The organism is Dyella lipolytica, from assembly GCF_030160075.1.
GTDB lineage: Bacteria > Pseudomonadota > Gammaproteobacteria > Xanthomonadales > Rhodanobacteraceae > Dyella_B > Dyella_B lipolytica.
The window spans coordinates 103,280-118,666 of record NZ_BSNQ01000002.1 but is presented as its reverse complement, the minus strand read 5'-3'; the positions used below and the strand labels follow the sequence as shown (position 1 = coordinate 118,666).

The 15,387-nt window shown below is 60.9% G+C and carries 8 protein-coding genes; 4 read left to right on the top strand and 4 right to left on the bottom strand.

Annotated features, from left to right (window positions below; genetic code table 11):
* Nucleotides 1–50: 50 nt before the first annotated feature.
* The gene (locus QQL64_RS01090; RefSeq protein WP_284395173.1) at nt 51–5,882 is read right to left on the bottom strand and encodes a putative Ig domain-containing protein; all 5,832 of its coding nucleotides are present in this window, start codon (nt 5,880–5,882) and stop codon (nt 51–53) included.
* A gap of 194 nt (nt 5,883–6,076) precedes the next feature.
* Here QQL64_RS01090 and QQL64_RS01085 point away from each other — a divergent pair, with 194 nt between their 5' ends.
* From QQL64_RS01085 to QQL64_RS01070, 4 genes are read left to right on the top strand one after another with little or no spacing between them, the layout of a single operon-like run.
* Complete coding sequence (locus QQL64_RS01085) at nt 6,077–6,610, top strand: phage tail protein (protein WP_284395172.1); 534 nt, start codon at nt 6,077–6,079, stop codon at nt 6,608–6,610.
* Nucleotides 6,611–6,649: 39 nt separating this feature from the next.
* Nucleotides 6,650–7,183, top strand: a complete 534-nt coding sequence (locus QQL64_RS01080) for a phage tail protein (protein ID WP_284395171.1) — start codon at nt 6,650–6,652, stop codon at nt 7,181–7,183.
* 55 nt (nt 7,184–7,238) lie between these two features.
* Entirely contained in the window at nt 7,239–7,775 is a 537-nt protein-coding gene (locus QQL64_RS01075) for a phage tail protein (protein ID WP_284395170.1), read from the top strand.
* Nucleotides 7,775–8,329 (top strand): GNAT family N-acetyltransferase, encoded by a 555-nt coding sequence (locus QQL64_RS01070; protein WP_284395169.1) that lies wholly within the window; start codon nt 7,775–7,777, stop codon nt 8,327–8,329. The genes QQL64_RS01075 and QQL64_RS01070 overlap by 1 nt, the downstream gene beginning before the upstream one ends.
* A 6-nt stretch (nt 8,330–8,335) precedes the next feature.
* On the opposite strand, the gene QQL64_RS01065 is transcribed toward QQL64_RS01070, so the two are convergent.
* The 3 genes from QQL64_RS01065 to QQL64_RS01055 form a co-directional block, all read right to left on the bottom strand.
* A complete protein-coding gene (locus QQL64_RS01065) occupies nt 8,336–8,629 on the bottom strand; it encodes a DUF6916 family protein (RefSeq protein WP_284395168.1) in 294 nt (97 codons plus the stop codon).
* 66 nt (nt 8,630–8,695) lie between these two features.
* Complete coding sequence (locus QQL64_RS01060; RefSeq protein ID WP_284395167.1) at nt 8,696–11,866, bottom strand: efflux RND transporter permease subunit; 3,171 nt, start codon at nt 11,864–11,866, stop codon at nt 8,696–8,698.
* Nucleotides 11,867–12,119: 253 nt separating this feature from the next.
* Nucleotides 12,120–15,281 (bottom strand): efflux RND transporter permease subunit, encoded by a 3,162-nt coding sequence (locus QQL64_RS01055; RefSeq protein ID WP_284395166.1) that lies wholly within the window; start codon nt 15,279–15,281, stop codon nt 12,120–12,122.
* Nucleotides 15,282–15,387: the final 106 nt, after the last annotated feature.

Genomic DNA, 15,387 nt, shown 5'->3' with positions numbered 1-15,387 from the left:
GCAACCACCGACCTACCGGTTCCGCCTAAACGGCTGGAACCGGGTGTCGGTTAGAACTTCTTCTGCACGTTGATCAGTATCGACTGATCGTTCTGATCGCCGGCATTGATCTGGTTTTGATACTCGAAGCGCAGCAGCAATTGGTTGGTGAACTCCCAGTTCACGCCGATGCCAATCAGGAAGTGGTTCTGTGTGAGTGGGTCCACTTGTGCGCGATAGACCGGTCCGGCAAGCAGATCGGCGTAGGTCATGGTCGCTTCGCTGGAGCCTTGGAAGTCGTGCTCGTATTCCAGGCGAATCTGCGGCATCACCGTGCCGTAGTCTTCCTTGAACAGATAGTTCGCGCGTACACCCACGCTGGTCGTGGTCGTCTTGACCATCGCGCTGTCATAGCTCAACGCATAGGTGGCATCGCCTTGTTCGGTATAGCGATCCAGTCGCGCCGACGCAGCGTCTAGGCGACCGTAAGGCGAAATCAGCAGCAGGTCGCTGCGGTATTCGTAACCGGCCGAGATTGATGCAAACACCTGGCCGCCATCGCGATGGCCGCTAACGGTATTGCCGTCGGCCGTAACATAGCGCCGTGCATCGAACGACAACCACTGGTAGCTGACTAGCCCGTCGATAAAGGTCGACTGGCTTGGACTGAAGCTGCCGTACAGCGCAAGGTTGTAGCTGTCGGCATTGCTGCGACTGCCGTTATGGCCGATGTCGGTGTCGTTATGGCCATAACCCGCACCGACGCCTAGCGCGAACGACGAGGAGATCCGGCGATCGACACCGGCGCTGATGCCTGCGGTAGTGAAGTCGAAGCCGCTCGCACTCGCCGTCGTGTCGCGCGAACCGAAGTTCACCGCACCGCCTGTCCATAGCGTGTAGCCATCCGGCAGCGCGGAGAACGATGAAGGATTCGCAGGTGTCTGCGGATTCTCCAGGTAACGGCGGTTGAGATTGCCCGGCAGCGTTTGCGAAGCGTTGCCCTGCCACGTCGAGGGGGACAATCCGTTGTTGCCGGTGTCCGACATGAAGGTCAGTCCATTCTGGAAGCCCTGGCCGCCACCACCGCCATGCAGGTTTTCCAGGCGTTGCTGGAAGTTGTCGATCTGGCCTTGTGCGAACTGCCGCGTGGCGTCGGCCTGTGCACCCAGCACGCCGAGCACTTCGGCATCTTTGGATGGATCGGGCCGTGCCGTCACTGCAACCGTGACGATGCCGGGTAGCGACGTGGCGTAGGCGTTGCTCAGCGTAAACGTCACGATGGCGGCACCGCTGAACGTGGGCGCCGAGGTGAACGCGAGTTGATAACCACCCGATCCCTGCACGATCTGCGCATTGCCGGCTGAAGCAGGCGAAACGGACACCAGCGCTGCCGACGTAAACGGTCCGCCTGTGGCCCCTTGCGTGAGGTTCACCTGCACGGACTTGCCGGCAATCGCCGAAACATTTTGTGACACCACGATCGGACGTGGATCGACCGTGACCGTGACAGTGGCCGGCAGCGACACGCCGAACGCATTGGTCAGCGTATAGGTGAAGCTCACCTGGCCGGACGCAGTCGCTTCGGCGGCGTAGTTGATTGCACTGCCGCTAACAGTCGCACTGCCCGATGCCGGCGCCTTGACGATCGTCACGGCGGTGAAAGGCCCGCCGGTCGCACCGGATGTCGGATTGATGGCGACCGTATTGCCCGCCAATACCGTGACGTTTTGCGCAGCCGCGGTGGGCACGGACAATGGCGTGACCGTAATGGTCACGGTAGCTGCCGCAGACGTGCCTCCCGGACCGGTTGCGGTATAGGTCAGCGTATCGGTGCCGAAGAAATTGTGCGTCGGTGTGTAGACGATGGCCACGCCGCTCGTCACCGCGGTGCCGTGCGCCGGTGCCGTGCCGATGGCGATGCTGGTAATCGGGCCCGTATCGACCGACGTCACGTTAACCGTCACCGCTTGGTTGGCCAGTGTGCTCGCCGTGTCGTTGACCGCCACCGGCTTGGGCTGCGAGGTGGAGAGCGTATAGGACTGCGAGCCCGTGAAGTTCAGGCCGTCCTTCGCCGTAACCGTAAAGGTGTAGGTAGCCACGGCGGTGGGCGTGCCGGACAGCAAACCATTCGCGCCCAAGCTCAACCCGTTCGGCAATGTGCCTGCGCTGATGCTGAAGTTATAACTGCCATTGCCGCCGCTCGCTGCAAGTTGTTGGCTGTAGGCAGCGCCATCCTGCGCAGCGGGAAGGCTGGCCGGACTGATGGTTATGCCGGGCGCATTCACGATCAGCGAATAGGTGCGGATGGTGGAGAAAGGCGCGCCTGTGCCGGTGCTGCTGTCCGTACTACGCACCGTGACACTGAACGTACCTGCGACGGTCGGCGTTCCGCTCAACACGCCGGTCGACGCGTTGAGGCTAAGCCCCGCCGGCAAGGCGCCGGCACTCACCGCATAGCTATAAGGTGCATCACCGCCGGATGTGCTGAAGGTTTGGCTATAAGCCGTTTCGGCGGTAGCCGCGGGCAGGCTCGTCGGACTGAGCGCCAGCGTGGGTGGAGCGATCGTGACACTGTAAGACTGCGAACCGTTGAAGCTCGAACCGTCCACGACCTGTACGGTAAAGCTGAAAGTGCCAACCGTCGTGGGCGTACCGGATAGCAAACCATTCGCACCCAAGGTTAGACCGTTCGGCAATGCGCCTGCGGTGATGCTGAAGGTATAACCGCCGCTGCCACCGCTCGCCGTGAGTTGCTGGCTGTACGCAACGCCATCCAGCGGAGTCGGCAAGCTAGTGGGGCTGATGGTGATCGTGGGCGCATTCACGCTCAGCGAATACGAACGACTGGTGACGTAGGGAGCGCCCGTGCCGGTACTGCTGTCTGTACTGCGCACCGTGAAATTGAACGTGCCTGCGATGGTCGGTGTGCCACTCAACACACCGGTCGTTGAGTTCAAGCTGAGGCCTGCGGGCAATGCCCCGGCACTGACCGAATACGTGTATGGCGCCGTACCACCCGATGTGCTGAATGTCTGGCTGTACGCGACCTCTGCTGCCGCGGTGGGCAGAGTTGTGGGACTGAGTGCCAACGTCGGCGCACTGATCGTAAGGCTGTACGCCTGCGAGCCCGATGCATTATTGGCATCGGTAGCTTTGACCGTCACGCTAAATGTACCGGCTGCCGTGGGTGTGCCGCTGAGCTGGCCGGACGAACTCAGAGTGATGCCGGCGGGCAGGCTGCCGCTGGTGACGGCATATGTGTAAGGCGCCACGCCACCGCTGGCGGTGAGCGATGAGCCGTAGGCAACGCCGACCGTTCCTGTCGCCAACGTACTCGGACTGATCGAGATCGCCGCCGCGCTTACCGTCAACGTGTAGTTCTGCGCGACAGAGAAAGGCGCACCCGTTCCGGTGCTGTGATCGGTCGCAGTCACGGTGATGGGGAAGCTGCCCGATTGCGTAGGCGTTCCCGAGAGCGTGGCGGTTGCGGCGTTCCAAGTGACGCCGACCGGCAACGTGCCTGATTCGGTATACGTATAGGGAGCGACACCGCCGCTTGCGGTGAATGTCTGCGTGTAAGCCTGCGCATAAGACGCAGTCAGCGCCAGGCCCGCTGGCGCCAACGTCAGCGTGGGCGCGGCAATGGTGAAACTGTAAGCCCGCGATCCCGTATATGGACCGGTTCCGGTGCTGCTATCGGTGGCTGTGGTTGTGAAGTTGTAAGTTCCCGCGCCAGTGGGCGTGCCCGACAGCGTGCCGTTGCTGGCTAGTGTCATACCGGGCGGCAAACTGCCGGACGTCACCGCGAACGTATAGGGCGCGGTGCCGCCGGAGGCGCTGATGGCCTGTGAATAAGCCACGCCGTCGGTCGGTACCGGCAAGGTGGTCGGCGCGACGACGATGGTCGGCGCATTGATCGTGATGCTGTAGCTCTGTGTTCCCGTGTTGCTCGCGGCATCCGTTACGGTCACGCTGACGGAGAACGTACCGCCGGCGGTAGGCGTGCCCGATAGCACGCCGGTGCCGCTGTTGAGATGCAAGCCCGCGGGCAAGCTGCCAGATGTCACTGCGAACGTATACGGCGGATTGCCGCCGCTGACGACGATCGTCTGACTGTAAGCGATGCTCACGGTGCCCGCAGGCAAGCTGGTGGTGGTGATCACCGGCGCGGCGGAAACCACCGTCAACGCATAAGCGCGCGCAACGGTGTAAGGCCCCGTGCCGGTGCTGCTGTCCGTCGCCGTGATGCTGAAGGAGAACGAGCCGAACACGGTCGGCGTGCCGCTAAGCGTGCCCGCCGATGACAACGACACGCCTGCCGGCAAAGCCCCTGCCGTCACGGCATACGTGTACGGCGCCGTGCCGTTGCTGGCCGTAATGTTCTGGCTGTAGGCCACATTCTGCGTCGCGTTCGGTAGCGATGTCGGTGCAAGCGACATCGTCGGTGCGCTCACGGTCAGGCTGAAGCTGCCCGATGCCGTGGCACTGTTCGCATCGGTGGCGGTCACCGTGAAGTTGAACGTGCCGCCCGCTGTCGGCGTACCGGAGACTGCGCCCGTCGTCGTGTTGAGAGAAAGCCCTGCAGGCAACACACCGGATGTGACCGCATACGTATACGGCGCGCTTCCACCTGATGCGCTGATCGTGGTGTTGTAAGACGCGCCGACCGTTGCGGCGCTGAGCGTGGAACCGGCCAACGTGAGCGGCGGTGAGATGGTGAACGAGTAGGCTTGTGCCGTACTGGTGAAGCCATGCGTGTCCGTTGCGGTAACGCTGAAAGAGACCGCTCCGCTGGTCGTGGGCGTACCGCTGAGTACACCGCTGCTCGATAACGACAAACCGCTCGGTAACGCGCCCGATGTCACTGCGAACGTATAGGGCCCTGTCCCTCCGCTCGCTGTGAGTGTGTGCGTGGGATATGGCGAATTCTCGGTAGCGCCCGGCAGGCTGGTCGGCGACAGTGTGATCGTAGGCGCTACCACTTGCAGGGTGTAGCTCACCTGCTCCGACGTACCGACGCTGTCCGTGACCTTGACTGAAAAATTGGTGGAACCAAGACTGGTTGCAGTACCGGAAATACTGCCGCTGCTACCGATGGTGATGCCTGCAGGTGGTGCGGTTCCAGGTACTTGTGAAAATGTGTAAGGAGCCGTGCCGCCGCTGGCAGCTAACGTCTGATTGAAAGCTGCATAAGCCGTCGCATTCGGCAGGCTGGTCGGGCTCACGCTGATGCTGCCGCCGTTGATCGTCAGCGTAATGGCCTGCTGGCCGACATTCCCGCTGCTGTCCTGGGCCGTTTCGGTAAAGCTGAAAGTCCCGCTTTCCGTGGGTGTGCCCGAAATCAGTCCACTGGTGTTGTCGTTCAAGCCCGCTGGCAAATTGCCCGAGTTGATCACGAACGTGTACGGCCCTCCGTTGCCGCCCGACGCGGTGAACTGCAGGGAATATGCTTGTCCAAGCGTACCATTGGGCGCAGTTGTCGGGCTCAACGTAACTGGCGGAGTCGTCGATGCGCCGATGGTGACCGTTACAGTGATCGCTTCGCCGAGATCGTCAAACCAAGCGAAGGAATCCGTCGTCGCACTGTCGCCGTTGTTCGTATAGCTAATGTCCGCGTCGTTTGCGGAGATAGTGGCCGAACCATGTGCTGGTTGCTGCGCAATGCCGGCAGTGCCTGGGGCGTTTGCACCCGTGGGCGAGCAGGCGGGTACTGCGAAAGTATCCGTCGTACCCGATGGCACTGTGATCGACATATTCGGACATTCGTTCGCACGCGCGCTGGCAGGAACCAGACTCATGCAAACGAACGCCACACACAGTAGCAAGCAGCGCAACAAAAGCCCGCTGCCATGCACGCTCGCAAGCGTGCGCCGAAACGCCGCCTGATACAGACGAATGCTCATTCCTTTGTCCCCCTGTCGTTGCGCCTATTTACAAAAGGCGCGCTCCGCGCGATAAGTGTGAACCAGTCCGCAAAGCAGGACCGGACTGTAGCACCGTTCGCGATATGTTGTTGACAGGGCGTGAGCTATGTGACGCTCGCGTGAAGGCAGAAAAGGCGGCAGGCCGTCATTCATCGCCACAGGGGGTCAAAACGATGTCCGAGTACTTCATTGGGCAGATCATGCTCACCGGTTTCAATTTCGCTCAACGCGGGTTTGCGCTGTGCAACGGCCAAACCTTGCCGATCAACCAGAACGCGGCTTTGTTCTCGTTGATAGGTACGTATTACGGCGGCAATGGCGTATCCACGTTTTGCCTGCCTGATCTACGAGGCAGGACACCGATGGGTGCAGGCAATTCGGTCGATCCGGGTTGGCAGCCGCCGGGGTATCAGATCGGTCAGCAGTTCGGTGTGGAAAACGTGGTGCTCGACCCCACGACGCTGCCCCAGCACGCGCACATCATCAACGCCACCACCGTGGCAGGCAAAGACCGTAACCCGACCAACACGATCTACGGCGTGCCGTCGAGCGAGTCGATTTACGGAAATGGTGGCAGTGGTGTGACAGCGCTCGCCGCTTCGCAGCTCCAAGCGGCAGGCGGCAGTCAGCCACATTCCAACATGCAGCCGTATCGCGTTATCAATTTCAACATCGCATTGACCGGCGTTTTTCCGTCGCGCAACTGATCCGTTCGCGACCATCCAGGCATTCACGAGGAGCCTTTCATGAGTACCCCCTATGTGGGCGAAATCCGGCTGTTCGGCTTTTCGCGCGTTCCGACCGGCTGGTTGGCGTGCGACGGCAGCTTGCAACCCATTTCGGCATACCAAACGCTGTACACGTTGCTGGGCACGACCTACGGCGGCGACGGTGTCAATACGTTCGCCATGCCGGACATGCGTGGCCAGATACCGCTGCATCAAGGCACCGGCCTTGGCCTCACGCCGCGCGTAATAGGCGAAGTCGGTGGTACCGAAAGTGTCACATTGACGACACAGCAGATGCCGCTGCATACGCATACGCTCAATGCAACCACCAATAACGTCAGTACCGGCACGCCAGGCAACACGGTGATGCCGGGTGCGTTGACCAACACCGACACGATGTACGCCACGGATCTGACCGGTGCCACCAATTTCACGATGGCCGCCGCTGCCGTGAGCACTCAGGGTGGCAGTCTGCCGCACGAAAACACCATGCCAACGTTGACGGTGTCGTACTGCATCGCCTTTGCAGGCATTTTTCCCTCGCAAGGTTGATACCGAGCAAGGACATGCCGCAACTTCATCACCGCCCCCATCGCCGGAGCGCATCATGACAATGCCTTTTGTTGGTGAAATCCAATTATTCGGCTTCAACTTCGCCCCTTACCAATGGGCGCTATGCAACGGTGCTACCTTCAGCATCCAGCAGAACACCGCCTTGTTCTCGCTGCTCGGTACGACCTACGGCGGTAATGGCACATCGACGTTCCAGATACCCAACCTGGTAAGTCGCGCCGCATGCAACCAAGGCGCAGGTATTGGCCTGACGCAGCGCGATATCGGCGAGCCCTTTGGTGATCCCAGCGTCACCCTTACCGGCAACGAAATGCCGCGGCACAACCATGGGTTTCTGCTGTACAACCAAGCCGATGCAACCAAGCGCAGCAACAAGCCCTCGCCAGGCAACGCGCTGCTGATACCGCTTCAAGCCTCGCCTTTTCCAGCGGCCGGCACCAATCCCAACACCACCTTTTCGCCGAACATGTCGACGGCGACGGGACAAAACCAGCCGCATGAGAATCGTCAGCCAGCGCTGGCGATCACCTATGGCATCGCGTTGTACGGCGTCTATCCATCGTTCGGTTGATGCCAGCCATAGGCGAACCCCTCGCTTTTCCGCCGGCGCGTGCGGAGACTTCTTACAACGCGCCATGGCAGGCAGGCGGGTTGCGCTTGCGCGCAGCCCGCGACGATGACCTGCCCTATCTTCGAAAGCTTTACGGCACGGTGCGCGCCGCCGAGCTGGCGCAGGTCGACTGGCCGGATGGCTTCAAGCAGACGTTTCTGGATAGCCAGTTCGCGCTTCAGCACAGCCATTACGTTACGCATTACGCCTCGACGGATTTCTGGATCGTCGAGCACGACGGACGTACTGTCGGCCGTTATTACCTGTTACGCGGACTGCCGTATTACCGGATCATCGATATTGCGATGGAACCCGATTGGCGAGGCCGCGGCGTCGGCAGCGCCTTGCTCGACTGGACCCAGGCACAGGTGCGACAGACCGGTGCCGCAGGCATCGATTTGCACGTATACGAACACAACCACTCCGCGCACCGGCTCTACGTCAGGCACGGATTCGCCGACGTGGCGCGCGAAAACACGTACATCAGCATGCGCTGGACGAACGCGTCGGCGTGAGCGGGCTTAGTTGAAGACGGCCTGGTAAAGGAATCCATCCTGATTGCGTGCGACCGGCACCAGAAAAATGCCGAACTCGCCTATGCCCGGATTTCCCATCTGATAAATGCGCTGGGGAAACAGAACCGGCGATGCGTTGTGGAACAGCAGAGAAAAAGGTGCGCGCATCATGCCGTGAAATTCGTGAACCGGTAGTGGCTTTGCTTCTACCAGGGTGAACGGCGTCCGCCCTTGATCCACATCCACGGAGAAGTTCTCATTGAGTCGTGTCGCGAATTGCTCTAGCGTCAGAAACTGCATGTCGGTGTGCCCCTGTTCGCATCCTGCGGCAAGTGTCACATAACCGCGCGCGGCGCGCGACGCCCGCTAAGTCACGCTGATTTGTTTGCCGATCGCACGCAAGCGCTGTTTCTCGGCCTTGCGCAATTTACGCGCCGCTTTCCGTTCGCGGCGATCGTGTTGCCACAGATAAATAGCCGGGGTGCTCAGCAGCGTCAGCAACTGGGACACGAACAACCCGCCAAGAATCGCAATACCTAACGGCTGGCGCATTTCCGAGCCGATACCGAAACCGATCGCCAACGGCAGCGCAGCACCCATCGCCACTAGCGTTGTCATGGTGATGGGGCGAAAGCGCACCAGCGCTGCCTCGCGAATGGCATCCGGCGGCGCGCGGCCGTGTTCGCGCTCGGCGACCAGCGCAAAGTCCACCATCAGGATCGCGTTCTTCTTCACGATGCCGATCAGCATCAGTACCGCGATCACCGACATGGTGGTGAGCTGCGTATGCGTAATCAGCATGGCGAGAAAAGCGCCCATGCCCGCGGCGGGTAGCGTGGAGAGAATCGTCAGCGGATGGATCAGGCTCTCGTAAAGAATGCCGAGCACGACATACATCACAAGGATCACGGCGATGAACATGATGGCGGCATTGGTGGCTGCCTGAACCAGCTTCTGGTTGTCGCCGGTGAATTTCTTGCCCACGCCCGGCGGCAGCTGCGCAGCGAACATGGCTTGATCGATCAGCTTCAGGCCGTCTGCCTGCGTGACGCCATCGGCCAGGTTGTAGTTGAGCGCCGACGATTCGAGCTGATTGAAATGTTGCACCTCCACCGGTGCAATGAATGGTTTGATGTGCGCAATGGCCGACAGCGGCACCATCTTGTTCTGGGTATTGCGCACATACATGTTCAACAGCGTATCCGGACTGAGCGAGCCGGCGTTGTCGGCCGTCAGTATCACCTGGTACTGGTTGATGTCGGAATAGATCACCGAGACCGGCGTCTGGCCGTACGCATCGAATAAAACCTGGTCGACCTGTCCCATATTCACTTGCATACGGGCCGCAGCGTTGCGGTCGATCTCCAGCATCTGCTGCTTGCCGATGCTGTCGAAGCTGGTACTGACATCGCGGAATTGCTTCATCTTGCGCATCACTTGCGCCAGCCGCAGCGTGGGCTCCTGTAGCGAGCCGCCATTGGTGTCGGTCAGGTCGAAAGCGTATTGGCCTTTGGCCTTGGTGCCGCCGCCATCGTCGAAAAAGCCCAGGCTGGTGACGACGACATCCACGTCGGCCAGCTTTTTATATTGTTTGGTGAACCGCGCAATCACTTTATCCATCGAGTCATGCCGCTGGCCAGGTCCGCTGCCCAACGGTTTGAGGTCGACGAAGAACGACGCCTGATTGCCCACCGCGCCGTTGGTGTTATTGCCGCCGAGGAACGTGGCGACGTCGAGCACGGCGGGATCGGCCAGCATGACGGCGTAGACCGCTTGCGCACGCTTGGCGAGCAGATCCGGCGAGATGTTTGCATCGGCGGTCATGGTCGCCTGCAGCATGCCGGTGTCGCTCTTGGGCATCACCGCGCCGCCGGCTGTCTTGGCGACGGCCATCGCCACGGCGATGGTCAACACCAGCAGGATCAACGGCTGCCAGCGCATCACGCGGCGATGGTGCATGGCCCAATCCAGACCGCGTTCGTAGATATGCAGCAGCCAGCGGTCGAAGCGCGCGACGGTCGCTTCAAGCTTGCCCGGTTTGTTCACGCCAGGCTTTTCTTCGATGAGATAGTGACCGCAAAGCGCCGGCGTCAGCGTCAGCGAAACCACCGCGGAAATCACGATCGTCGCGATCAGCGTGACCGAGAACTCACGCATCAGCATCACCAGCGTGTTGTTGCCGAACACCATCGGCGCGAACACCGCGACCAGCGAAAGCGTGATCGAGATGACGGTAAAGCCGATCTCCCGCACGCCGACCAACGCGGCATCCAACCGACTGGCGCCCTGCTCCATGTGACGGAAAATGTTTTCGATCACCACGATGGCGTCGTCCACCACAAAGCCGATGCACAGCACCAGCGCGATCAACGACAGCGTATTGAGAGTGAAGCCCAAGGCATACATCAGCACGAACGCGCCGGCGAGCGAAAGCGGTACGCTGAACATCGCGATTATCGTGGGGCGCGTGCGACGCAGAAACACCAGCATCACCAGCGCCACCATCGCGATGCTGATCAACAGTGCGATTTCCACTTCGTGCAACGCCGACTTGGTGGACAGTGTCAGATCGAAGATCGGCGTGATCTGCACGTCGGCCGGCACCAGGGCGCGCAGCCGTGGAATGGTCTCGCGGATCTGTTGCACCAGTTGCACCGAGTTGGCCTCGGGGCGCTTGTTGACCGCCATGGTGACGGCGCGCTGATCGTTGAACCACGCCGCCTGATAGGTGTCCTGCTGACCGTTGGTGACCGTCGCCACGTCGGAGAGATAGACCGGTACGCCTTTCTTGTTGGCGATCACCAGCGAGCCAAAATCGTTCGCCGTATGCAGCGCATCGTTGGCCGTGACGGTCATCTGCGTGCGGCCGTCGCTCAATATGCCTTGCGGCGAGGTGACGTTCGCAGCGCGCAGCGCATTGGCTACATCGTTCGCCGTCAAACCCTTCGCAGTCAGCGCGCCATTGTTCAGCGACACGCGTATCGCATGCGGCGCACCTCCATTCAGCTGCACCTGCGCCACGCCGGTAATTTGCGATACCGCTGGCCTCACTAGTGTGTCGGCCAGATCGTAAAGTTTGTCCGGCGGCATGCTGGTGGAGGTCAGCGAAATCAGCAACACTGGAATCTGCGAGGTATCGAATTTGAAGTATTGCGGCGGCGACAGCGCCATTTCGGCCGGCAGATCCGGTGCCGCGGCATTGATCGCCGCCTGCACATCGCGTGCCGCCTTGTCGGGGTTGCGGCCGACGTCGAACAGGATCTGGATCTGCGTGCCGCCTTGCGTGGTGTCGGAGTCCATTTCCTGAATACCGGGAATGCGTCCGAGCTGACGCTCCAGCGGTGCGACCACCGTCGTTGCCATGGTCTGCGCGCTGGCGCCGGGAAGTTGCGCGAATACCGCCACGCCGGGAAATTCAATCGAGGGGAACGCCGCCAGACCAAGCAACAGATAGGCGCAGAACCCGGCAATGACCAGCCCGATCGCCAGCAACGAGGTTCCCACGGGGCGCCGGATGATGGGCTCGAAGATATTCATGCGATTACCCCCGCACCCTCGTCAGGTAGGCGCAAGCAAAGCCCCGTGGATTCCGGGCGCAGAGGCTGCATGAAAACGAGGGCATATCCATAAACACTTCATACGCGCACGGGCGCTCTCGCAAATGTGCCTGAAGTCCGCCCATGCCAGAAGGCATGTGGATAGGTAATGGTCCACAGACGGGCGTTTTGGTTCCCTTTGCACCCGCACTTCTTGCTCGTCATCCCAGCGTCGGCCGAGACGACGAGCATGTTCAGTTGGCAGCCGTGATCCGCTTGCCCAGCTGGCGTAAACGTCGCTTTTCCGCGCGCCGCGCCTTGCGTGCCGCCTTCCGTTCGCGACGATCGTGTTGCCACAAATAAATCGCCGGCGTACTCAGCAGCGTCAGCAGCTGCGACACGAACAAGCCGCCGAGAATCGCGATACCCAACGGCTGGCGCATTTCCGAACCGATGCCGAAACCAATCGCCAGCGGCAACGCGGCGCCCATCGCCACCAGCGTAGTCATGGTGATTGGGCGGAAACGCACCAGCGCCGCCTCGCGGATCGCTTCCGGCGGCGTAAGCCCGCCGTCGCGCTCGGCGACTAGCGCAAAGTCCACCATCAGGATCGCATTCTTCTTCACGATGCCGATCAGCATCAACACCGCGATCACCGACATGATGGTCAACTGCGTATGTGTGATCAGCATGGCGAGGAACGCGCCCATGCCCGCGGCGGGTAGGGTGGAAAGAATGGTAAGCGGATGAATCAGGCTCTCGTAAAGAATGCCGAGCACGATATACATCACCAAGATCACCGCGGCGAAAACAATCAGCGCGTTTTCCAGCGCCTCCATCAGCTTTTGGTTGTCACCCGTATAGCGTTTGGTTACACCCGACGGCAGCTGTGCGGCAAACATCGCCTGATCAATATATTTAAGACCGTCCGCCTGCGTGACACCCTCGGCCAGGTTGTAGCTGATCGTGGACGATTCCACCTGGTTGAAGTGCTGAACCTCGACCGGCGCGATATACGGTTTGATTCGCGCCATCGCCGACAGTGGGATCATTTTGCCCTGTGCATTGCGCACATAGGTGTTAAGTAAAGTGTCGGGGCTTAGCCGATCCGCATTGCCCGCCGTCAACACGACACGGTACTGATTGATATCCGAATAGATGACCGACACCGGAGCCTGGCTGAAAGCATTGGTAAGCGCTTGATCGATAGCACCCATGCCGACCTGCAATCGCGACGCGGCGTTGCGATCGACCTCCAGTAACTGTTGCTTGCCAATGCTGTCGTAACTGGTGGTGACGTCCTTGAACTGTTTCATCTTGCGCATCACCTGCGCCAGACGCAGCGTGGGCGGTTGCAGTAGGGTGCCCGTAGTGCTGTCAAGATCGAAGGCATATTCGCCGCCGCCCTTGTTGTTGCCGCCACCGAGGAACTGCAAGGCGCGCATAGTCACCTTCATATCCGGCAGATTCTTGTATTGCTTGTCCAGGCGTTCGATCACCTTTTCGAGAGAGTCGGGACGCTCGCCAGGGTGCCTGCCCAGTGGCTTGAGGTCGACGAACAGCGTGGATTCATTGCCGACCGCGCCATTGTTGTTGTTGCCGCCGAGAATCGTGGTCACATCCACCACCGCGGGATCGGCCTGCATGATCGCCGCAACGGCCTTGGTGCGCTCGGCCATCTTCGTGGGCGAGATATTCGCATCAGCCGTCATCTGCGCGATTAACATGCCGGTGTCCTCTTTCGGCATGATGCCGCCGCCGGCCGTCTTGGCGACGACCACCGCGAGCCCAACGGTAAGCAGCAGCAGAATCAGAGGCTGCCAGCGCATGATGCGACGGTGATGCATGGCCCAATCCAGGCCGCGCCGGTAAATATGCAGCATGCCGTTGTCGAATCGCTCGGCCAAGGCTTCGAGTCTGCTGGGCTTGCGCTCCGCCTTCTCCTCCAGAAGATAGCGGCCGCACAAGGCCGGCGTAAGCGTCAGCGACACCAGTGCGGAAATCACGATGGTGGCTATTAGCGTGACCGAAAACTCACGCATCAGCATCACCAGCGTGTTGTTGCCGAACACCATCGGCGCGAACACCGCCACCAGCGAGACGGTGATCGAAATCACCGTAAAACCAATCTCGCGTACGCCCAGCAGCGCGGCGTCTAACGACTGCATGCCGTGTTCCATATGGCGCACGATGTTCTCGATCACCACGATCGCATCGTCCACCACAAAGCCGATGCACAGCACCAACGCGATCAGCGACAACGTATTAAGCGTAAACCCCAGCGTATACATCACCACAAACGCGCCAGCCAGCGACAACGGCACGCTAAGCATGGCGATGAGCATGGGGCGCAGGCGGCGCAGGAACACCAGCATCACCAGCGCTACCATGACGATACTGAGCAGCAGCGCGATCTCCACTTCGTGCAATGCGGACTTGGTGCCTTGCGTGAGGTCGAAAATCGGGGTGATCTGCACATCCGCCGGCACCAGGTTGCGCAAGCCCGGCAGGCGATTGCGAATATCCTGCACCAATTGCACCGAGTTAGCCTCGGGGCGCTTGCTGATCTGCATGGATACTGCGCGCTGGCCGTTGAACCAGGCGGCTTGATACTCATCCTGCTGGCCGCTGGTGATGGTGGCCACGTCGGAAAGATGTACGGGCACGCCTTTCTTGTTGGCGATGACCAGCGCGCCGAAATCCTGAGGCGTATGCAGCGCATCGTTGGCCGTGACGGTCATCTGCGTGCGGCCGTCGCTAAGAATGCCCTGCGGCGACGTAACGTTTGCCGCACGCAACGTGTTGGCCACATCGTTCGCCGTCAAACCCTTGGCCGTCAGAGCGCCATTGTTCAGCGTCACGCGCACGGCATGCGGCGTGCCACCGAACACTTGCACCTGCGCCACGCCCGGAATCTGCGCCACCGCCGGCTTCAGCAACGTGTCCGTGAGATCGTAGAGCTTGTCCGGCGGCATGCCGGTCGAGGTCAGCGAGATCAGCAGCACCGGGATCGAAGCGGTATCGAACTTGAAATACTGCGGCGGCTGCATAGCGGCCGGCAGGTCCGGCTGGGCGGCATTGATGGCCGCCTGCACGTCGCGTGCCGCCTTGTCCGCATTGCGGCCAAAATCGAACAGGATCTGGATCTGGGTACCACCGGCGTTGCTGTCGGAGGTCATCTGCTGGATGCCCGGGATGCGGCCCAGCTGGCGCTCCAGCGGTGCCACCACGGTGGCCGCCATGGTTTGTGCATCGGCGCCGGGATATTGGGCGATCACCACCAGGCCGGGGAAGTCCAGCGACGGCAATGCGGCTACACCTAGCAGCAGATAGGCGCAGAAGCCGGCGATGGTCAGGCCGATCGCCAGCAGCGAGGTGCCAATCGGGCGGCGAATAATGGGCGCGAAGACGCTCATCGCGTCACCGGGGCGTCGCCGTCAGGCAAACGTAAGCCGCGCACGCACGCATCCAGCGCGTGCGGCGGCGCTTCAAAACAGCAGGGCATATCCATGGGCACCTTAT

Coding starts and splice junctions, on each gene's coding strand:
- QQL64_RS01090 (WP_284395173.1), bottom strand. CDS start 5,882: ATGAGCATTCGTCTGTATCAGGCGGCGTTTCGGCGCACGCTTGCGAGC.
- QQL64_RS01085 (WP_284395172.1), top strand. CDS start 6,077: ATGTCCGAGTACTTCATTGGGCAGATCATGCTCACCGGTTTCAATTTC.
- QQL64_RS01080 (WP_284395171.1), top strand. CDS start 6,650: ATGAGTACCCCCTATGTGGGCGAAATCCGGCTGTTCGGCTTTTCGCGC.
- QQL64_RS01075 (WP_284395170.1), top strand. CDS start 7,239: ATGACAATGCCTTTTGTTGGTGAAATCCAATTATTCGGCTTCAACTTC.
- QQL64_RS01070 (WP_284395169.1), top strand. CDS start 7,775: ATGCCAGCCATAGGCGAACCCCTCGCTTTTCCGCCGGCGCGTGCGGAG.
- QQL64_RS01065 (WP_284395168.1), bottom strand. CDS start 8,629: ATGCAGTTTCTGACGCTAGAGCAATTCGCGACACGACTCAATGAGAAC.
- QQL64_RS01060 (WP_284395167.1), bottom strand. CDS start 11,866: ATGAATATCTTCGAGCCCATCATCCGGCGCCCCGTGGGAACCTCGTTG.
- QQL64_RS01055 (WP_284395166.1), bottom strand. CDS start 15,281: ATGAGCGTCTTCGCGCCCATTATTCGCCGCCCGATTGGCACCTCGCTG.